This window comes from Enterococcus aquimarinus (genome assembly GCF_001885765.1).
Classification (GTDB): domain Bacteria; phylum Bacillota; class Bacilli; order Lactobacillales; family Enterococcaceae; genus Enterococcus_I; species Enterococcus_I aquimarinus.
This window is the reverse complement of record NZ_JXKD01000015.1, coordinates 16,649-35,311: the sequence shown is the minus strand read 5'-3', so window position 1 is coordinate 35,311 and position 18,663 is coordinate 16,649. Positions and strand designations below refer to the sequence as shown.

Annotated in this window: 20 protein-coding genes; 12 read left to right on the top strand and 8 right to left on the bottom strand. The window is 39.4% G+C overall.

Going from position 1 to position 18,663, the window contains the following annotated elements; translation table 11 throughout:
* Positions 1-248: 248 nt before the first annotated feature.
* The 3 genes from RU93_RS09585 to RU93_RS09575 form a co-directional block, all read right to left on the bottom strand.
* On the bottom strand, positions 249-1,265 hold the full coding sequence (locus tag RU93_RS09585) for a peptidylprolyl isomerase (protein WP_071875407.1): 1,017 nt from the start codon (positions 1,263-1,265) through the stop codon (positions 249-251).
* A 129-nt stretch (positions 1,266-1,394) separates the two neighbouring features.
* Positions 1,395-1,745 carry a YtxH domain-containing protein gene (locus RU93_RS09580; RefSeq protein ID WP_071875435.1) on the bottom strand — a complete coding sequence of 117 codons (351 nt, stop codon included), beginning with the start codon at positions 1,743-1,745 and terminating at the stop codon, positions 1,395-1,397.
* A gap of 3 nt (positions 1,746-1,748) precedes the next feature.
* Entirely contained in the window at positions 1,749-2,174 is a 426-nt protein-coding gene (locus RU93_RS09575; protein ID WP_071875406.1) for an HIT family protein, read from the bottom strand.
* A gap of 188 nt (positions 2,175-2,362) precedes the next feature.
* Between RU93_RS09575 and RU93_RS09570 the strand changes: the two genes are divergently transcribed.
* Together RU93_RS09570 and manA are read left to right on the top strand one after the other, a co-directional pair.
* Entirely contained in the window at positions 2,363-3,145 is a 783-nt protein-coding gene (locus tag RU93_RS09570; protein ID WP_071875405.1) for a CppA C-terminal domain-containing protein, read from the top strand.
* A gap of 148 nt (positions 3,146-3,293) precedes the next feature.
* Complete coding sequence (gene manA, locus RU93_RS09565; RefSeq protein WP_071875404.1) at positions 3,294-4,241, top strand: mannose-6-phosphate isomerase, class I; 948 nt, start codon at positions 3,294-3,296, stop codon at positions 4,239-4,241.
* Positions 4,242-4,305: 64 nt separating this feature from the next.
* Here manA and RU93_RS09560 read toward each other — a convergent pair whose 3' ends face one another.
* Positions 4,306-5,343 carry a LacI family DNA-binding transcriptional regulator gene (locus RU93_RS09560; RefSeq protein ID WP_071875403.1) on the bottom strand — a complete coding sequence of 346 codons (1,038 nt, stop codon included), beginning with the start codon at positions 5,341-5,343 and terminating at the stop codon, positions 4,306-4,308.
* Positions 5,344-5,610: 267 nt separating this feature from the next.
* Between RU93_RS09560 and RU93_RS09555 the strand changes: the two genes are divergently transcribed.
* The gene (locus RU93_RS09555) at positions 5,611-6,426 is read left to right on the top strand and encodes an endonuclease/exonuclease/phosphatase family protein (RefSeq protein ID WP_071875402.1); all 816 of its coding nucleotides are present in this window, start codon (positions 5,611-5,613) and stop codon (positions 6,424-6,426) included.
* Positions 6,427-6,487: 61 nt separating this feature from the next.
* Here the strand turns inward: RU93_RS09555 and RU93_RS09550 are convergent, their stop codons facing one another.
* The 3 genes from RU93_RS09550 to RU93_RS09540 form a co-directional block, all read right to left on the bottom strand.
* Positions 6,488-7,165, bottom strand: a complete 678-nt coding sequence (locus tag RU93_RS09550; RefSeq protein ID WP_071875401.1) for a type 1 glutamine amidotransferase — start codon at positions 7,163-7,165, stop codon at positions 6,488-6,490.
* Positions 7,166-7,168: 3 nt separating this feature from the next.
* On the bottom strand, positions 7,169-8,512 hold the full coding sequence (locus tag RU93_RS09545; protein WP_071875400.1) for a Mur ligase family protein: 1,344 nt from the start codon (positions 8,510-8,512) through the stop codon (positions 7,169-7,171).
* Positions 8,513-8,658: 146 nt separating this feature from the next.
* On the bottom strand, positions 8,659-10,068 hold the full coding sequence (locus RU93_RS09540) for a TrkH family potassium uptake protein (RefSeq protein ID WP_071875399.1): 1,410 nt from the start codon (positions 10,066-10,068) through the stop codon (positions 8,659-8,661).
* 174 nt (positions 10,069-10,242) lie between these two features.
* Between RU93_RS09540 and lepB the strand changes: the two genes are divergently transcribed.
* The 9 genes from lepB to upp all read left to right on the top strand — a co-directional run bounded on the left by lepB (position 10,243) and on the right by upp (position 18,249).
* Positions 10,243-10,812 (top strand): signal peptidase I, encoded by a 570-nt coding sequence (lepB, locus tag RU93_RS09535; RefSeq protein WP_071875398.1) that lies wholly within the window; start codon positions 10,243-10,245, stop codon positions 10,810-10,812.
* 33 nt (positions 10,813-10,845) lie between these two features.
* A complete protein-coding gene (locus RU93_RS09530; protein WP_071875397.1) occupies positions 10,846-11,238 on the top strand; it encodes an OsmC family protein in 393 nt (130 codons plus the stop codon).
* Positions 11,239-11,447: 209 nt separating this feature from the next.
* A complete protein-coding gene (locus tag RU93_RS09525) occupies positions 11,448-12,014 on the top strand; it encodes a GNAT family N-acetyltransferase (protein ID WP_071875396.1) in 567 nt (188 codons plus the stop codon).
* Positions 12,015-12,247: 233 nt separating this feature from the next.
* Positions 12,248-12,826, top strand: a complete 579-nt coding sequence (locus RU93_RS09520) for a thymidine kinase (protein WP_071875395.1) — start codon at positions 12,248-12,250, stop codon at positions 12,824-12,826.
* A 17-nt stretch (positions 12,827-12,843) separates the two neighbouring features.
* Positions 12,844-13,917: a peptide chain release factor 1 gene (gene prfA / locus RU93_RS09515; protein WP_071875394.1), complete on the top strand. Its 1,074-nt coding sequence runs from the start codon at positions 12,844-12,846 to the stop codon at positions 13,915-13,917.
* Entirely contained in the window at positions 13,910-14,740 is an 831-nt protein-coding gene (prmC, locus tag RU93_RS09510) for a peptide chain release factor N(5)-glutamine methyltransferase (RefSeq protein ID WP_071875393.1), read from the top strand. Before prfA ends, prmC begins: the two co-directional genes overlap by 8 nt.
* 203 nt (positions 14,741-14,943) lie before the next feature.
* Positions 14,944-15,978 carry an L-threonylcarbamoyladenylate synthase gene (locus tag RU93_RS09505; RefSeq protein WP_071875392.1) on the top strand — a complete coding sequence of 345 codons (1,035 nt, stop codon included), beginning with the start codon at positions 14,944-14,946 and terminating at the stop codon, positions 15,976-15,978.
* Positions 15,979-16,130: 152 nt separating this feature from the next.
* Positions 16,131-17,372 (top strand): serine hydroxymethyltransferase, encoded by a 1,242-nt coding sequence (gene glyA, locus RU93_RS09500; protein ID WP_071875391.1) that lies wholly within the window; start codon positions 16,131-16,133, stop codon positions 17,370-17,372.
* A 247-nt stretch (positions 17,373-17,619) separates the two neighbouring features.
* Entirely contained in the window at positions 17,620-18,249 is a 630-nt protein-coding gene (gene upp / locus RU93_RS09495) for a uracil phosphoribosyltransferase (protein ID WP_071875390.1), read from the top strand.
* A gap of 33 nt (positions 18,250-18,282) precedes the next feature.
* Here upp and RU93_RS09490 read toward each other — a convergent pair whose 3' ends face one another.
* On the bottom strand, positions 18,283-18,519 hold the full coding sequence (locus RU93_RS09490; RefSeq protein ID WP_071875389.1) for a hypothetical protein: 237 nt from the start codon (positions 18,517-18,519) through the stop codon (positions 18,283-18,285).
* Between the last annotated feature and the right edge of the window lie 144 nt (positions 18,520-18,663).

Below are 18,663 nucleotides of genomic sequence, written 5' to 3'. Positions count from 1 at the left end.
GTACAAGTAGATTTTTCAGAATACAGATTCGCTTCTTTTATTACATCTGCCATTAACCTAAAGATTTACGGAGATTCTCATAACGTTTTCACCTTTAATATACGTCAAAAAACTAACCAATGAAATGAACAATCTCTTCATTGATTAGCTTAGTATTTCGGTTTGAGACATGTGAGACAAAAATAAAATTTCTATTGAAAATAGTTAAAACGCCCCGTCAATGATTAAAAAACGAGACGTGTTAACTATTATTTAGATTCTGTTTCAGTCGTTACGGATTCAGAAGTTTCTGTTTCCTTGTCTTCTGTTGCTTTAGTATCTGTCGTGTCATCGGTTGCTTCTGTTTCTTCTGTTTCTTCCGTTGGTGTTGCTGCATCAATGAATGTTGTTAAGATAGTTGCAAAAGCATCATCTTTAATTTTTACGTTGGCTTTAATTAATTCTTCACCAATCACTTGATTGATGAATGTTTGATCGGCTAGTTTTGCATTCGTTGCCGCTTCTTTCACTTCATCTTCAAATTTACTCATGTCATTGCCTTTTGGTGTATTTTTCACCATTTTCACAATGTAGTAAGTTGGTGTGCCATAAGCAGATTGAACCGGGATAATCTCAGAGATTTCGCCATCTTTTAAAGCAAATGCTGCTTGCTTTACTTCAGCAGGAATCGTTGTGGTATCCGTTGCAGAGCTAAATGTTACAGCTCCTTCTTCGGCGCTTGACGCATCCAATGAATTTTCTTTTGCAATTTCGCCAAAGTTCGCATCTTTTTCATTCACTTGTTTTAACAAATCAGTTGCTTCTTCTTCAGAAGTCACTAGAATGATTTGTGCTTCAACTTCAGGATGGAAAGCTTCCCAAGCTGCTTTTAAGTCCGCATCGGTTAATTCAACATGTGAACGTAAACCTTTGTCAAAAGAAAGACGATCGCGCATTAATTTATTCGCTTCTTCACGTGTCATGTTAGCTTGTTTTAACTGCTCATCGATATCAGCATCGCCGAATACCGCTTTTAATTCTTCTTCAATTTCTTTATCCGTAATGTCTTCGCCATAGTGTTTCGTGAAGACTTTCGATAAAATCATGTCAAATACGATTTGTTGACTACTTTGTTGCGTACGAGCATTATCGTAAAAATCAAGTGCAGTAATAGTACCGCCTTTCATTGTTGCGATTTCAGTGTTTTTAGTCTCGCTAGAGCAAGCTGCTAAGGCCAGGATACTCATTGATGTTGCTAATGCTAAAATAATTTTTTTCTTTGTCATGGATAGTTGCACTCCTGTTATCTAAATTCTATTTTCGTTACGGTACGATTAACAGTTCCTACTATACCACACTCTATTTTAGAAAAGAACGCATTCAAAAAAAAAACTCTGGAAATTCAAAGAAACTTCTTATTTCGTCGTTTTATTCAAAGGCGAGTTTTCTAGGTGTTGTTGGAGTAAAGTTAACTGTTCATTAATCCGATTAATACGAGGCCTTGCTTGAAATTGGAACGCTCTCAGATCTTCTTCTAATGATTTTTGAAAGGCCGGTAAACTTGTCTTCGCGATTTCTTGAGTCTTAGCGAGATTGTCATTCACCGTTTGGTAATCTTCTTTGACGGTTTGAATGGTTGCCGCCGTTTCTTTAATCGGTTCTTCCCATATTTTAAGCGTTTCTGATCCTTTACGTGGGGCAAATAATAAACCACCGACACCGCCAATTGTTCCGCCGACAAAAAGTCCTTTGATAAATTGTTTCATCATTTATTTCACCTGCTCTGCAATTTTTTGAGCTAAGTCCGTCATTTCTTGCGCAGTCGCTTTTCCAGTATGGTTACCAAAGTGAATCGCAAAATCGTCTGCTTTCGTGAAGCGTGGAACCAAGTGGATATGTGAATGAAAAACAGTTTGGTAAGCCAGTTCTTTATTGTTATTAATAATGTTTAATCCTGCTAACTCAGGAAAAGCGGACTCGATTGCGCGTGCTACTTTTGGTAGACGAGAAAATGTAGCGCTAGCGAGTGTCTCATCATAATCAAAAATATCAGATACATGTTTTTTAGGCACGAGTAGCGTATGGCCAGGAGTTGTTTGAGAAATATCTAAAAAAGCATAGACGTCCTCGTCTTCGTAAATCGGGTAACTCGGGATTTCTTTCGCGATAATTTTACAAAAAATACAATTTTCCACAGGGAATTCCTCCTTTTCCTCTTTCTACTACTTTATCATAGATTGACTAAAAAGAGATAAAGATGCGAATTTTTCCTTTTTGCCGGCGATTGTTGTTTATTTTCTATCAAAAAGTGTTAGGTTTTTAGTTGCCTAATAAAGCGTTCAACAGTACAATAGTCAAAGAAGTTAAAGAGAGGAAGTTTGAGATGTCGAGTTTTACATTAGGAGAAACGGCTACATTAGAAACAATTACGATTCGGGTGAAAGATCGCGACAAAATGATTGCTTTCTATCAAGGAATCGTCGGTTTTTCTCTAATACAAGAAGAGAATGCCTTAGCAATGATGGGGATTAAGGGAAGTAACAAAGAACATCTATGGTTAGAAGAAAGTCCACGAGCGTATCCTCATTTTGGAGAAATCAAAAAATTACAACATTATACGTTAAAAGTAGCAAGTTTAGCAGAAATTGCGAGTATTTATTCTCGTGCCTTAAAACGTGAAAGTCCTGTTATCGGATTGACACTGAAGGAAGATTCTATTCAATTAATCATCGAAGATCCAGAAGGAAATCAATTAGTCATCTATTTTGAACCAACAAATGAAGCAGTAGCCACTTCTGAAGAATTATTAAAACAAGGCGATGAAACAACCTTGTTAACGGCAGAAACTGAGATTACGGGGATTCATTTGAATGTTCCGAATCAAGCAAAAGCGCAACTTTTTTTCAATGATATTTTAGGGGTAGCTGCGACAGTGCCATTATTAACATTGACTGATACGGCTGGGAAGCAATTTATGACAGCTGAAGATGAAGTCTTAGGACTGGATTTCTTGAAATTTACGATTGAAGAAGCAGACTTACTTGCCTTAGAACAGCATTTAATCGAAAAAGAACAAGACTTTTACATCGATAAAAAGAAACAAATTTTAACGATTTTTGATCCAATGGGGATTGAATGGTGGTTTATCCTCAAAAAGAATAAATAACTTTAAAAGAAGAAGCATGCTTCTTCTTTTTTTAAGAGCCCAGTTATTCGACTCTCTTTTATAAAAACCCTTTATTTAGCTGAAATAAATTAGTGAACCATGTTATAATAACCAAGAAATACGCAATCAAAAGGAGAAGAGTGTGAGTATGCAACCATTATTTATGAAGCCAGTATTCCAAGAAAAAATATGGGGTGGTAGCCGGTTAAAGACGGTATTTGGCTATGACATTCCAAGTGATAAAATCGGGGAAGACTGGGCAATTAGTGCGCATCCTAATGGCGTGAGTATGATTGAAAACGGTCCCTACAAAGGCCAAACATTAGATCAATTATGGGCAAACGAGAAGGCGCTTTTTGGTCAACCAACGGAAGACGTTTTTCCATTATTAATAAAAATTTTAGATGCCGAAGACGATTTATCGGTACAAGTTCATCCAGACGATACCTATGGCTTGAAACACGAGGGTGAATTAGGGAAGACAGAATGCTGGTATATTATTGATGCTCAACCAGGAGCTGAAATTATTTATGGACACAATGCACAAACCAAAGAAGAATTAACAACGATGATTCAAGAAGGTCGTTGGGAAGACTTATTAACCCGCGTACCGGTAAAAAAAGGTGATTTTTTCTTTGTTCCAAGTGGGACAATTCATGCGATTGGCAAAGGGATTATGATTTTAGAAACGCAACAGAGTTCTGATACAACTTATCGCGTATACGACTATGATCGTAAAGATGATGCGGGACAAACCCGTGAACTACATATTCAACAATCAATCGATGTCACAACGGTCCCATCAAATCGCCCTGAAAATGCGATTGTGGAAGAAAAAATCGGTGACTCGACCGTCGTTACGTACTTAAAAACTGACTTTTTTAATGTGTATGAATGGCAAGTTAACGGTCTTTTGAGCATGGAAAAAGCGGCTCCTTATACCTTAGTGACTGTGATTACGGGTGAAGGGGAATTAATCGTGGATGAAAAGACGTATCCATTAACAATGGGAACGAGTTTCATTTTACCAAACCAAATTGAGCGTTGGGAAATAAAAGGGGAACTCAAACTGATTGCCTCTGAACCTGGGAAATAAGTTTAGCTAATCTTCTGTAACGAATTGATTATTTTACGAATACGAAAAAACCTATCCTTTCAGTTTAGAGAGGATAGGTTTTATTCATATTGTGCTTATTTAAGACGGTTTCACGCTGAATCAATTCATGCGGTACAACAACTCGTAGACTGCTTTGTGCTTCGGTTTTAGTGAGTTGCGTCATTAATTGTTGCGTCGCAATCTCACCTAAGGAAGCAACATCAATATCGATACTCGTTAAGTAAGGATGAATTAACGTTGTAAAAATTGAATTATTAAAACTAATGACCGATAAATCGTCGGGGACCTTGTACCCTAAGAGCGTCGCAAGCTGCATAATACGAACGGCAAACAAATCATCGATAACGACGAGAGCCGTTGCTTGCGTTTCTTTTAAAACTTCCGCGAAATTCGGATAATCTTCTGTTTTTTCAAAGGAAACTGCTGGGAAAACAGGTAATCCTGTCATCATTAACGCTTTTTGATAGCCAAAAAAGCGTTCATAATATAAATTTTCATGCGTTGTATTCGTGATGAATAAAATCTTTTGATGTCCTTTTTCAATCAAATGCTCGGTGGCTTGTTTACCTAATAGTTGATTGTCGTTATCGACATAAATGATTTTTTCTTCTTGTTGATAAGGTTGTCCAATTAACGTGAAAGGAATGTTTTCTTCAACTAAATAGGTAATAATTGGATCATATTTATCGGAATAAGTAAGAATAAAGCCATCAACTTGTTTTTGCCGATGCATACGTTCAACATTGGCTAATAAGGTCTCAAAATCTCTAGCAGAAGCTACGGCGACCGACATATTTGATTTACGCGCTTCCTCATTAATTGTTTCGATCGTCTCTAAATAAAAAGGATTGCCTAAACGCTCCTTCGAATTTAAGGGTGGCAAAATAACACCAATCGCACTAGCACTTCGTTTCCCTAAATTGCGAGCCGCCAGATTCGGAGTGTACCCTAGTTCGTCCATTACTTTTCGGACTTTCTTTTTTGTTTCTTCTGATATGCTGGAGTGATTATTAATCACTCGTGAAACAGTGGATGTAGCAACCCCTGCTTTTTTTGCAACATCTTTCACTGTAATACTCATTGGACGTTCAACTCCTTTAACGAAAAATATCGTATCATAATCAACTAGTAAATACTAGCATACAAGTAAAAAGGGGATTCGTTGATTAAATTTGTAAGAAAAATCAAGAACGATTAATTAGTAAATCGCTTTCATTATAGTTGTATGCTAGCACTAGTAGATGCTAGCTCTATCATAGACGCAATCGGTTGCATCGTCAAGAGCGAATCAGCGAAGAATCAAATTATGTTATAATAAAGTAAAAAATGAAATAAAAGGAGTTTCTAAATGCATGTATTAACCCTGAACTGCCACAGTTGGGTAGAAGAAAATAGTCTCGAGAAATTACAACAGCTCGTCGATACAATCGTAAAAGAAAAATTTGATGTCGTTTTGTTACAAGAAGTGAATCAACGAATAGGTAGTGAACCCGCAATTTTAGATGAATGGTATTGTTTCAATAATGACCCTTGGCCGATATTAGCTGATAATTTTGCGCTTGTTTTATCCCAAGCGCTTCAAATAAAGGATGAACCCTACTACTGGACGTGGGGATTTAGTCATATTGGCTATGGGAAGTACGAAGAAGGGCTGGCCATTTTATCCAAAGAACCCTTGTTAGCTAAGGTTTCATTAATGTCGACGTGTGATGATATTCAAGAGGCCGCGCGCCGTATTTTATTAAGTGGCGTCACAGAAAGTGCGGGTAATCTGTATACAATTGGCAATGTCCATCATTCCTGGTGGGAAGGCGGTGCGTTTGAGACGGAATGGGCGAGAGCAGAAGAACTGTTATCAGACACGCGATACCCGATTATTTTAGGTGGTGATTTTAACCAGATTGCGGGAACGATCGGCCATCAGCGAGTACTCGACAGTCCCTTAGCACTTCAAGATAGCTTTTTAGTAGCCGAAAAAAGAAGGGGAGAAGCGACGATCGAAGGGCCGATTGACGGTTGGCAAGATCAACAAGGATCGTTACGCATTGATTATCTGTTTGTGAGCGACGGTCTTCGTGTCACGCAACATGACGTCATGTTTGACGGGCACACAGAACCTGTCGTGAGCGATCACTTTGGCGTTCGAATTCGATTGGCAGAGTAACAAAAAAAGGCTGACGTCTGATGCGTCAGCCTTTTTTTAGTTGTCTAACTTTTAGTATGGATTACTTTATTAAAAAATCGGATCCATATTTTTTAGCTAAAGCGAGATTCAAAATTCGTTTGGCTAAATTTGTATTGCGTGCTAGCAAGGGACCGTGGAAATACGAACCAAACACATTGCGATAAATCACGCCTTCGGTTTGATCTTCGCCATTATTACCATGTCCATCAACGACAATCCCTAATGGACGCTCGCCTTTGCCTAAGAACGTCCGGCCGTTATGGTTTTCAAATCCGATATAGGTTTCATTAAACGTTTCATTGACGATTTTGATATCCCCAATAAAACGGTGATTTTCTTGCCGCGTCGTGTAATGATCAAGCGCGCCAATTCCCATGATTTTTTCATCATTTGCGGTCACGTAATAATGCCCCAGCAACTGATACCCTCCGCAAATCGCTAAGAGAACGCCATCGTTTTCAATATAGGAAGTGAGGGCTTCTTTTTTACTTTGTAAATCGTGGGCGACGATTTTTTGTTCATAATCTTGTCCGCCACCGAAAAAGACTAGATCGTACTCGTCCGCCACAAAAGGTTCATAAAGACTCACAATCGTCGTCGTCATTTCAACATCCATCTTTTTCGCTAAATAATCGAGTACAAGGAGATTGCCGTTATCTCCATAGGTGTTTAGTAAATTCCCATAAAGGTGGGCGACACGTAATTGATAGTTGGCCATGGTTTAGTTCCCTCCTTTTAGAATTCCTTTTTCTGTTAATTTTTGGCGCAATTGAAGCACTGCCGTATAAGTTGCTAAAATATAGACTTCTTCTGTCGGAAGCTGTGGAATTTGGGCAATGACGTCATCTAAATTCGCACATTCGTGGATCGTTTCTTCAGCAATTCCGGCAACCTGCAAGCGGAAAGTCATATCTTCTCGACGATCACCGCCTGTTAGGACTTGGGGAATGGCACGTTTTGTTAAGTGCTCATAGGAACCATCCCAAATCCAACTCACATCAATGCCATCTGCATAATTGGCGTTCAGCAAGCAGACAAGTGAAAAATCATTTGGCGATAAGGTAATCGTATCAATGACTTGATTGAGACCAACAGGGTTTTTAACGAGGACCAGTGTACATTTTTTCGAGCCAATCGTAATGACTTCTTGACGGCCAAAGACTTTTTCGTCATAACCAAGTCCAAGACGGATTTTTTCAGGCGAAACACCATAATGCTGGCCAACTGCTGCAGCGGTCAGAGCATTGTAGATATTATAAAGGCCGCCGACTTCAATTTTGTAAGATTCTTCATCGACCGTAAAAACAGAAGAAACATTGGTCATCTCACCGAGTTGAGTGAGTTGGTATGCCAGTTCTGGTCGTTTAAAATCACAATTTGGACAGTAATATTTGCCTAAGTTCGCATACGTAATCATCTTGTAATGCAAAATATGTTGACAATGCGGACATAAGACGCCATCAGTATTTGGATGCGCGAATTGCTCATGATCTGCTTGATGATTAAAGCCATAATAAATACGAGGATTTGGCGTATCTTTTGAGTTGAAGATTGGCGAATCGCCATTAGCTAAAATCGTAGCTTCTGGTGCTTGGGCTGCACCGTCTAAAATCATTTGATACGTTGTATAGATTTCACCGTAACGATCCATTTGATCACGGAAAATATTCGTGAAAACAAACAATTTTGGTTTAATGTATCGCGTCACTTTACTTAAGCTCGCCTCATCAATTTCAAGAACCGCAAATTTTTTGCGTCCTTTTTTGCCATGAGCCGATAAAAAAGTAGAAACAATCCCTTGCACCATATTAGCACCGGTTGGATTGGTTAAGACATCATCAAATTCTTGTTGTAAGATTTTGACAATCAGGGCCGTGGTTAAGGTTTTACCATTCGTGCCAGTAACCACAATGACTTCATAGTCTTTGGCTAAATAATCTAAAATATTGGGATCGAGTGTTAAGGCAATTTTTCCAGGATAACTGGAACCACCTTTGAAAAATGTTTGTAAAAGCCATTGGGATGTTTTGCCGACAGCTGTCGCAAAATAATGACGAATTTTCATATAAAACCTCCATCTATCTAAAGGACTACTTTTTTCTCTTTTTGGCAGTAGTCAAATTCAATTAATCATACCATAAAATCAGGTAAAGAGCAGAAATCCTTGTCTGATTTTATGCCTTTTTTTAAGAGTTAGTCAACCGTGAATAGCTATCCAATGATGATTTTTTCAGTCGGGTATTCGTAACCTAAGTCGCGTGTTTCTTTTGGAACAAAGAGTAACAACGTGTAAAGCATCCCGATGCGACCAATAAACATTAATGCAATAATGACGATTTTTCCAATTGGCGAAAGGGCAGCGGTAATGCCTAGTGACATTCCTGTGGTTCCAAAGGCCGAAGCAACTTCCACGACAATGGAAATCAACGGGAAATCTTCTGTCGCCGTCAAAAAAATCACGCTACTAAAGCACATAAATAACGACAACATAAAGACTACAATTGATTTTTGTAAATCATCATCGTCAATTTGACGTCCAAAGACATTGACGCGGCTTTCGCTTTTTAAGAAAGAAAATAAATAAAGACCGATAATGGCAATGGTTGTGGTTCGCACACCACCACCAACAGAGCTCGGACTACAACCGATAAACATTAATAACGAAAAAACGAGCAAGGTCGTTGTTTGAAATTCATTTAAATCATGGATTTGTAGACCAGCATTTCTCGTTGTCACAGAATAAAACATACTCGTAACGCCCTGATTTAAAAGGGACGCTCCTTGGAATAAATGGTTTCTTTCCAATAAGAAAATCGTAATCGTTCCAGCGACAAACAAGATTAGGAACGAGAAAAAAGCAATTTTCGTAAATAATGAAAAGCGATACGGGATTTGATGCAATTTTTTCTTCGTTAATTTATCGATGAGCCAAGAGCGAAAGTCCATGATAACTGGAAACCCAATTCCTCCAATAAAAATTAAAAACATAATCCCAAATAAAAAAGGATAATCCGTTGAATACGGGAGAATCGAATGGCCTGTAACATCAAAGCCAGAATTAGTGACTGCCGAAATCGCTTGATAAAAACCGTTGAAGAAGGCATCTGACCAACGATCGTAGTAACCAGTGACTTTAAAATAGAAACTAAAGAGTAGGCCACCAATCGCTTGTAAACTAATTAAAATTAAAAAAGTGGTGCGAATTAAATTAACAATCCCACTTAAACGTGGCTGGTTCATATCGGTCATAATCAGTTGCCGCTGCTTTAAGGAAATCCGTTTGTTGGAGAGGATGAAAAAGAAAGTCGAAATCATCATAATCCCTAATCCACCGACTTGAAATAAAATCGTCAACAAAATCACACCGTTTTGGTTGAAAATTTTGTTAATAGGAAACGTCGTTAACCCGGTCACACTAATTGTACTGACCGCCATAAATAACAAATCAATAAAGGACGCGTCACTGCCGGTTTGTCGGAAAAACGGTAAGTAAAAAAGTCCCAAAGAAAGAAGAGTGACGAGTAAATAATAAATCACAATAATTTGAATTGATGAAACATGTTGGTATAAAAAAATACGATTACGTCGGAAAAAAAGACTTAATTTTCGGTCCCAAGACATGAAGACACCCTCCTTAAAATAGATTTCATCTCTAGTATACCAAATAATCAAGTGAGAAATGCCTTTAATTCGATAGGAAAATTCCTAAAAAATTCAGGATCAGGATAGGACTTTGCTGAGAGAGCTATGTTATACTAATTTTAGTTCGAAGTATTATGAAAAAGGAGGGATCATGTGAAAGAATTTATCAAAAACTGGGGTGCATTTTTAGTCATTATCGCCGTATTTGCTATTGTTCGTTTTTATTTTGTGACGCCTGTTTCGGTGAAGGGACACTCAATGGATCCAACGTTGGCAGATGGACAAAAATTATTAACACTCAAAACGGACAGTATTTCCCGTCTTGATATTATTACGTTGCAAGAACCAGACGATCCCGATAAACTAGCGGTAAAACGGGTCATTGGCTTACCAGGTGAAACGGTAGAAATGCGCAATGATCAATTAACGATTAATGGCGATCCCTTAGAAGAAACGTATCTTGCTGAATTTCAAGCCTTGTTTGCTCAAGACCAACTCGTTGAAACGTATAGCTATAACGAACTTTTTCAAGAAATTGCTCGTGAAGCAACGAATTTTACCGATGATTTTAGTGTGGTTGTGCCAGAGGGATATTATTTTGTATTAGGCGATAATCGCTTAGTTTCAAAAGATAGCCGTAGTTTCGGTTTTGTAGCGCAAACGGCTGTTGAAGGAAAAGTCATTTGGCGTTACTGGCCAATTCCAGATATGTCTTTTTTTTAACATCAATAAGGGAACACAGAAAGGTTGTTTAACATGTCAATTGAAACATTTACATTAAATAAAGTAGGACCAGCATTTACACTCGATACACCTGAAGAACCTTGGATTTTACTCAGAGGAGAAGGCTATTCTCCTGTGCAATCACTTGTGACAGCCGCTGCTGCCTGTGCGGGATATGTCTATATTTCGGTGTTGAACAACTCGAATGTGCCGCATGAAATTGAAAAGGTCACGGTGAGTTATACGCGGGATATGGCGAAAAAAACCAATCCGATTCAGTCAATCAACGTGACAATTTATGCGGAGATTGCGACCGAATACCACGAGAAAGCACAACGTTGTGTCAAATTGATTTCACCGAATTGTCCGGTCATCCAGTCGCTAGACCCTAACATTGAGGTTGTCGAACAAGTTGTCTTTTTGTAAATCCTAAGCTCACACTAGGTCCGAGATGAACGTGACTCGTGTGAGTTTTTTCAAGCACTTAGGTTAAATCGTCGCTGTATGACGCCACTTTGCGTGCTGCAATTTGGAGAGTGTTAGTTGCCAGGGTAGAAAATATTGCGATTAAATGAGTAGGCTCGTGTGGGAACGAGCGTATTCAAAAGAAACAAAAATGAAAAGGAGTTAACATCATGCGTGGGAAAAAAGTGTATTTGGCAGAGTTGAGAGAGGGGGACACAGAGTTATTTGCGGAGTGGCAATGGGATCCTCAATTTATGCGCGGGATTAGTGACGATGTGTTTCATCCTTTTGGTGTGGATGATTGGGAAGATATGTTTGGCGACCCGGATAGTAACGAAGCATTTTTCTTTACGATTCGTCAAATAAAAGATGATGCCTTAGTCGGGTTTATTTCGTTAACCGGTGTGATGATGAAAAACCGTTTAGCCGTGATTGGGATTGGCATTCCCCATGAATCTTACCGGGGAAAAGGTTATGGAAAAGAAGCTGTTTCCTTGCTACTCGCGTATGCCTTTGATCATTTAGGCTTACATAAAGTGCGACTACATGTTCATAGTTTTAATCAAAACGCGATTGAGATGTATCGCAGTCTCGGCTTTGTGCAAGAAGGGATCAATCGCGAAAGTGTGTATCAAAGTGGTAAGTGGTACGATCAATTAGATTTTGGATTTTTACAAAGTGAATGGCGGTTACTAGAAGAAACAAAAGTCAGCCGCTTTAAGCATGAAGCAAGGTAAGTAACGACTGAAATAAATCAAACGTTCGATTGAAAGCGAGTCCGTTCCTTTAAGGTTCTGACATCGCTTTTTTTAGCGGCAAAAGATGCGCGGAGATTGTTAGCGCTTGAAAGCTTAACGAGACGAGACCGTCTGGTGAGCGTTTTAATGGAAAATACGTTTTCTCTTTTCTTTTACTGTAAAATTTTTGCTTTTTCAAGTATAATACCAAAGGAGTAAGTGGAGGATGAGAGATGGCACAATTATTTTTTAAATATGGCGCGATGAATAGTGGGAAATCAATTGAAATTTTGAAAGTTGCCCATAACTATGAAGAACAAAACAAGCCGGTTGTCTTGATGACGAGCGGAATCGATACGCGTTCAGGCTTAGGTCAAGTGAAAAGTCGCATTGGGATTTCAAAAGAAGCACTACCAATTTTTGAAGAAACGGATATTTTTTCTGTCGTGCAAACGTTGGGCTACACGCCGTATTGTGTCTTAATTGATGAGGCGCAATTTTTAAGTGCGCGTCACGTCTTAGACTTAACGAAAATTGTCGATGAATTAAAGATTCCTGTGATGGCCTTTGGGCTGAAAAATGATTTTCGCAATGAACTGTTTGAAGGGTCAAAATCCCTCTTGTTATACGCGGACAAGATTGAAGAAATGAAGACCATTTGTTGGTTTTGTCATAAAAAAGCAATCATGAATTTACGTTATGTGAATCACGTTCCAGTTTACGAAGGGGAGCAAGTCCAAATTGGGGGAAATGAAACGTATTACCCTGTTTGTCGACAACACTATGTTAATCCAAAAATGAAGAGCAATTAAAGAAAAGGAGCATACCTATGTACGATCAGTTACAATCGATTGAAGACCGTTATGAAGAGTTAGGGGAATTATTAAGTGACCCCGCTGTCGTGTCCGATACGAAACGCTTTATGGCTTTGTCTAGAGAAGAAGCCAATACACGTGAAACAGTTGCTGTTTACCGTCGTTATAAAGTCGTGGTAAGCGGCATCGAAGAAACAGAAGAACTGCTTGGTGAAAACCTCGATGCAGACATGGCTGAGATGGCAAAAGAAGAACTCAGTGAACTGAAAAAAGAAAAAATTGATTTAGAAGAACAAATTAAAATTTTGCTTTTACCAAAAGATCCGAATGATGATAAAAATATCATTATGGAGATTCGTGGCGCAGCAGGTGGCGATGAAGCCGCGCTATTTGCCGGTGACTTATTCGAAATGTACCAACGTTATGCCGATGCACAAGGTTGGAAAGTCGAAGTGATGGATGCGAACGTAACGGGGATTGGTGGTTACAAGGAAGTAATCATGATGATTACCGGCGAAAGCGTCTTTTCAAAATTAAAATATGAAAGTGGTGCTCACCGAGTACAACGTGTGCCTTCAACCGAATCGCAAGGGCGTATTCACACGTCAACGGCAACGGTTGTCGTCTTACCAGAAGCAGAAGAAGTCGAAATTGACTTGGCAGATAAAGATATCCGAATTGATATTTATCATGCCTCTGGTGCCGGTGGTCAGCACGTCAACAAAACCGCTTCAGCTGTACGTTTGACGCATATACCAACTGGCATTGCAGTCGCAATGCAAGATGAACGCTCCCAAATTAAAAACCGTGAGAAAGCGATGAAAGTGTTACGCGCGCGTGTCTATGACAAATTGCAACAAGAAGCGCAAAGTGCCTATGATTCCGAACGTAAATCGGCTGTTGGAACGGGCGATCGTTCAGAGCGGATTCGGACCTATAACTTCCCACAAAATCGCGTCACCGATCACCGGATTGGGTTAACGATTCAAAAGCTAGACCAAATCTTAGCCGGAAAATTAGATGAAATTGTCGATTCTTTAATCATTTACGACCAAACATCGAAATTAGAAGAGCTCCAAAATGGCTAAAACGTATCGAGAAGTCCTTTCCTGGGCTTCTTCTTTTTTAGAAGAACAAGGGGTAGAAGGACACAGCATTTTATATGTCTTACTTGGCCGTAAGAATTGGCGGAAGACGGATTGGTTGCTGAATTGGCACAAAGAGATGCCGGAATTGGAACAACAGCAACTTCAGCAAGATTTAAAACAACTAGCCGCGCATTATCCTGCGCAGTATATTCTTGGATTTGAAGAATTTTATGGTCATCGTTTGAAAGTTACGGAAGCCACCTTGATTCCTCGTCCTGAAACGGAAGAATTAGTGGCTCTTTGTTTAGAAACATGTCCAGATGAGCCACTGTACGTGGTCGATGTCGGGACAGGGACAGGTGCAATCGGGATTTCATTAAAATTGGAGCGGCCCACTTGGGAAGTAGCCGTTGTCGATTTATCGCCAGCCGCGCTTAAAGTCGCACAAGAAAATGCCGAGACGTTAAACGCCCCATTATCGTTTTATGAAGGAGATACGTTAGCGCCCATTAACCAACCAATCGATATCTTAATTTCGAACCCCCCTTATATTGCGGCTGATGAGTGGTCTGTCATGGACGAAAGTGTGCGCACCTTTGAGCCGAAAATGGCCTTGTTTGCAGAAGAAGAGGGCCTGGCGATCTATCAAAAATTAGCACAGCAAGCAAAGGAAAAGTTGAAACCTTCTGGAAAAATTTTTTTAGAAATTGGTTTTCAACAAGGAAAAGCAGTACAAACACTTTTTCAAACGGCTTTTCCACATAAAAAAGTAACGATTTATCCAGATTTAAGTGGGCGAGATCGGATGATTGTCGTGGAATAGTTATACACAGCTTTGTGCATAACTATTTATTTTTTACTTTTAATAAGTGAATGAATCCTTGATAGAGTGACAATGGGAGCCTTTTATTCGATTACCCACAGAGTTATCCCCTCTTGACGGATAAGTTGTCCACAGAATGGGGATAACAACGCAAGGAATGTTGATAACTCGCCAACTTTTTTGAAAAAGGATGTGTATAACTTGTGGAAACAAAAATATTTAATAAAATGGACTTAATAGAAGCGGCCCGGTTACTCCGAGAGGGTGAAATTGTGGCGTTTCCCACAGAAACGGTCTATGGTTTGGGAGCCAATGCCCAAATAGCCGATGCCGTTCAATCGGTCTTTACGGTGAAAGGTCGTCCAAGTGACAATCCACTGATTGTTCACGTCGAAAGTTTTGAACAAGTAAAAGATTATGTCGAGGTCTTCCATCCGTTGACGCAAGAAATTGTTGACGCGTTTTGGCCAGGGCCATTAACCTTAATCTTTACGATCAAACCCGGGGCATTACCAAGCGTTGTTTCGGCCGGCTTACCGACCGTTTCATTTCGGATGCCCAATCATCCGCTAACGTTAGAACTGATCAAAGAAGCCGGTGTTCCGATTGTCGGTCCCAGTGCGAACACTTCTGGACGACCGAGTCCGACCAATAGTCAACATGTCTATCATGATTTACAAGGGAAAATTGCCGGCATACTTGAAGGGGGCGCGACAGCAATTGGTGTTGAGTCGACGGTGCTTGATTTAAGCGATCCAACGAAACCCCCGATGATTTTACGTCCAGGTGCTGTTACAAAAGAAGCGTTAGAAACGATTCTAGGAATTGAAATCTTAGTAGATCCCCATCTAGCCCATGAAGAACAAGCACCGAAGTCTCCTGGCATGAAATATAAGCATTACGCCCCTAAAACGCCTGCATTGATGGTCAATCCTGATGAGTGGGAAGCGGTTATGGCTTTAGTCATAGCCAAAGAGATCCGCCTGGGATTATTAGGAAGTCCTCAAATGATTGAACGATACCAAGCGTCAGCGCAAGCGACGTTTGCCTATGAAGGCGAAGGCGTGGAAGCAGCAGCGAAAGGCTTGTTTGCGGGCTTACGCGCCTTAGATGAAGCAGCAATCGACGTCATCTTAGTCCCAACCTTCCCTGAAGAAGGCTTAGGTGTGGCTTATATGAATCGTTTGAAAAAAGCAACGAATCAACTGAATTTTCTAGAACAGCTAACATCTGAATAATATTTCGTTTTATTTAGATTAACGTTCGTCTTTAATCGATAATTTCAAGGAAATCATTTAAAAAACAAGGTTTATTAAGGGAAAGCATTTCAAAGTCTATTCGCTTTGTGATACAATCGGATTATCTTATTTTGAAGGGATGTTTGTGTTAGATGGATTATAAGCAATTTGACCAAGAATTATGGGAAGCAATCAAGAATGAGGGGATTCGTCAACAAAATAATATTGAATTAATTGCATCAGAAAATATTGTTTCTGAGGGCGTTATGGCTGCTCAAGGAAGTATCTTAACGAATAAATACGCAGAAGGTTATCCAGGTCGTCGTTACTATGGCGGTTGTGAGTTTGTGGATGTGGTGGAAGATTTAGCGATTGAACGAGCAAAAGAAATTTTTGGGGCAAAATTTGCCAACGTTCAAGCACACTCTGGTTCACAAGCCAATACAGCAGCTTATCTTTCTCTAATTGAAGCTGGTGATACCGTTTTAGGAATGGATTTATCGGCTGGTGGCCATTTAACGCACGGCTCTCCGGTTAACTTTAGTGGGAAAACCTATAACTTTGTGGCTTACGGTGTTGATCCAGCGACGGAAGTTCTTGATTATGACGTTGTCCGTATTTTAGCACGCAAACATCAACCAAAATTAATTGTAGCTGGAGCGAGTGCTTACTCAAGAACGATTGATTTTGCACGCTTTAAAGAAATTGCGGATGAAGTTGGCGCAAAATTAATGGTGGATATGGCTCATATTGCGGGACTTGTGGCTACCGGTGCACATCCGAATCCAGTCCCTTACGCTGATATTGTGACATCAACGACTCACAAAACGTTGCGTGGTCCGCGTGGTGGGTTAATTTTAACGAATGATGAAGCCCTAGCGAAAAAAATCAATAGCGCCGTCTTCCCTGGAATTCAAGGTGGCCCATTAGAACACGTGATTGCCGGAAAAGCGATTGCCTTCAAAGAAGCATTACAACCAGAATTTAAAGAATACTCTGCTCAAGTAATTAAAAATGCGCAGGCAATGGCAAAAGTCTTTAATCAATCAGGTAAAGCACGTCTTGTTTCTGGTGCGACGGATAATCATTTGTTATTAATTGAAGTAACAGGATTTGGAATGACAGGTAAACAAGCGGAACAGTTGTTAGACACCGTTAGCATTACCGTGAACAAAAATTCGATTCCTTTCGAGAAATTAAGTCCGTTCCAAACAAGTGGTATTCGTATCGGAACACCAGCGATTACGAGTCGTGGTTTTAAAGAAGAAAGCGCCGTTGAAGTAGCAAAACTAATTCTGAAAGTCTTAGAAAATAAAGACGACGCAGAAATATTGGCACAAGTAAAAGAAGAAGTTATTGCTTTGACCGATGCTCATCCTTTAAAAATCAAATAATGATGAAGAGACGATGCTAGCAGCGGGGAGTCGCTAACGGCATTCAATGAATAAAGTCTAAGAAGAGGGAATGACAGGAAATGTCGGTCACCTCTTCTTTTTTATTGATCTTGTAGCAGCGAATCCTTCAAAAAAAATGAGAACAAGACCTGATTTTATAGGAAATATACGAAAGTCTTATAAGATTCCTTGTTTGAAAATGGAATTTGTTTTACAATAATAGCAACAACGAAAAGGAGCGATTAAAATGGGAAAATTTCAAGTAATTGATCATCCATTAATTCAACACAAGTTAACAATTATCCGTGATAAAAATAGTGGGACTAAAGTCTTTCGTGAGGTCGTTGATGAAATTGCGATGCTAATGGCGTATGAAATTTCACGCGACTTACCAGTAGAAGAAGTTGAAATTGAAACACCAATGATGAAGAGTGTTCAAAAACAATTAGCAGGGAAAAAAGTTGCGATTATTCCAATTTTACGTGCGGGATTAGGCATGGTTGATGGGATTTTACAATTGATTCCAGCTGCTAAAGTCGGACACGTTGGATTATACCGTGACGAAGAAACACTTGAACCACATGAGTACTTTGTGAAATTACCAGATGACATTACGAGCCGCCAATTATTAGTGGTCGATCCGATGTTAGCAACAGGTGGATCCGCAGTGATGGCAATTGACGCTTTGAAAAAACGTGGCGCATCAAACATTAAATTTGTTTGTTTAGTAGCGGCACCTGAAGGAGTCAAAGTATTACAAGAAGCACATCCGGATGTTGATATTTATACGGCAGCATTAGATGATCGCTTAAATGAAAATGGCTACATCGTTCCTGGTCTAGGGGATGCCGGCGATCGTTTATTCGGTACAAAATAAAAAAAAGGCTGTCCAATTGGATAGCCTTTTTGCTTAAATTTTTTGTAACTGTTTATAGTTAATAATGATTACACCATTGCTTCTTCTCATAAGATCACTATTTTCTTGTGTTTCCTTAATTTTAATAATTGCCGAGTTACGCAATTGTTTCACGACTTCGCCTGTTTCTGCTTGATCTTGAAAGCTAAAACGAACAGGGGTATCGACTTCAAACTCTAAACCAAATTCCGACGGGACAATAGTAGTTTCAAACTTGCCAAATGTTGCCATGTTCTAAAAAACCTCCCTTTTCTATAATCTTATTATAGCACACTTTTAATAAAATGAGAAATCTACGAGAAAACAAAGAATATATTATGTTATTTTAAAAATAATAGGTAGAAAAAAAACGACCTTATCCCGTGCTCCGTTTCG

Excerpts from the sequence above, each read along its gene's own strand:
- RU93_RS09585 (WP_071875407.1), bottom strand. The coding sequence starts at position 1,265 with ATGACAAAGAAAAAAATTATTTTAGCATTAGCAACATCAATGAGTATC.
- RU93_RS09580 (WP_071875435.1), bottom strand. The coding sequence starts at position 1,745 with ATGAAACAATTTATCAAAGGACTTTTTGTCGGCGGAACAATTGGCGGT.
- RU93_RS09570 (WP_071875405.1), top strand. The coding sequence starts at position 2,363 with ATGTCGAGTTTTACATTAGGAGAAACGGCTACATTAGAAACAATTACG.
- manA (WP_071875404.1), top strand. The coding sequence starts at position 3,294 with ATGCAACCATTATTTATGAAGCCAGTATTCCAAGAAAAAATATGGGGT.
- RU93_RS09560 (WP_071875403.1), bottom strand. The coding sequence starts at position 5,343 with ATGAGTATTACAGTGAAAGATGTTGCAAAAAAAGCAGGGGTTGCTACA.
- RU93_RS09555 (WP_071875402.1), top strand. The coding sequence starts at position 5,611 with ATGCATGTATTAACCCTGAACTGCCACAGTTGGGTAGAAGAAAATAGT.
- RU93_RS09550 (WP_071875401.1), bottom strand. The coding sequence starts at position 7,165 with ATGGCCAACTATCAATTACGTGTCGCCCACCTTTATGGGAATTTACTA.
- RU93_RS09545 (WP_071875400.1), bottom strand. The coding sequence starts at position 8,512 with ATGAAAATTCGTCATTATTTTGCGACAGCTGTCGGCAAAACATCCCAA.
- RU93_RS09540 (WP_071875399.1), bottom strand. The coding sequence starts at position 10,068 with ATGTCTTGGGACCGAAAATTAAGTCTTTTTTTCCGACGTAATCGTATT.
- RU93_RS09530 (WP_071875397.1), top strand. The coding sequence starts at position 10,846 with ATGTCAATTGAAACATTTACATTAAATAAAGTAGGACCAGCATTTACA.
- RU93_RS09525 (WP_071875396.1), top strand. The coding sequence starts at position 11,448 with ATGCGTGGGAAAAAAGTGTATTTGGCAGAGTTGAGAGAGGGGGACACA.
- RU93_RS09520 (WP_071875395.1), top strand. The coding sequence starts at position 12,248 with ATGGCACAATTATTTTTTAAATATGGCGCGATGAATAGTGGGAAATCA.
- prfA (WP_071875394.1), top strand. The coding sequence starts at position 12,844 with ATGTACGATCAGTTACAATCGATTGAAGACCGTTATGAAGAGTTAGGG.
- prmC (WP_071875393.1), top strand. The coding sequence starts at position 13,910 with ATGGCTAAAACGTATCGAGAAGTCCTTTCCTGGGCTTCTTCTTTTTTA.
- glyA (WP_071875391.1), top strand. The coding sequence starts at position 16,131 with ATGGATTATAAGCAATTTGACCAAGAATTATGGGAAGCAATCAAGAAT.
- upp (WP_071875390.1), top strand. The coding sequence starts at position 17,620 with ATGGGAAAATTTCAAGTAATTGATCATCCATTAATTCAACACAAGTTA.
- RU93_RS09490 (WP_071875389.1), bottom strand. The coding sequence starts at position 18,519 with ATGGCAACATTTGGCAAGTTTGAAACTACTATTGTCCCGTCGGAATTT.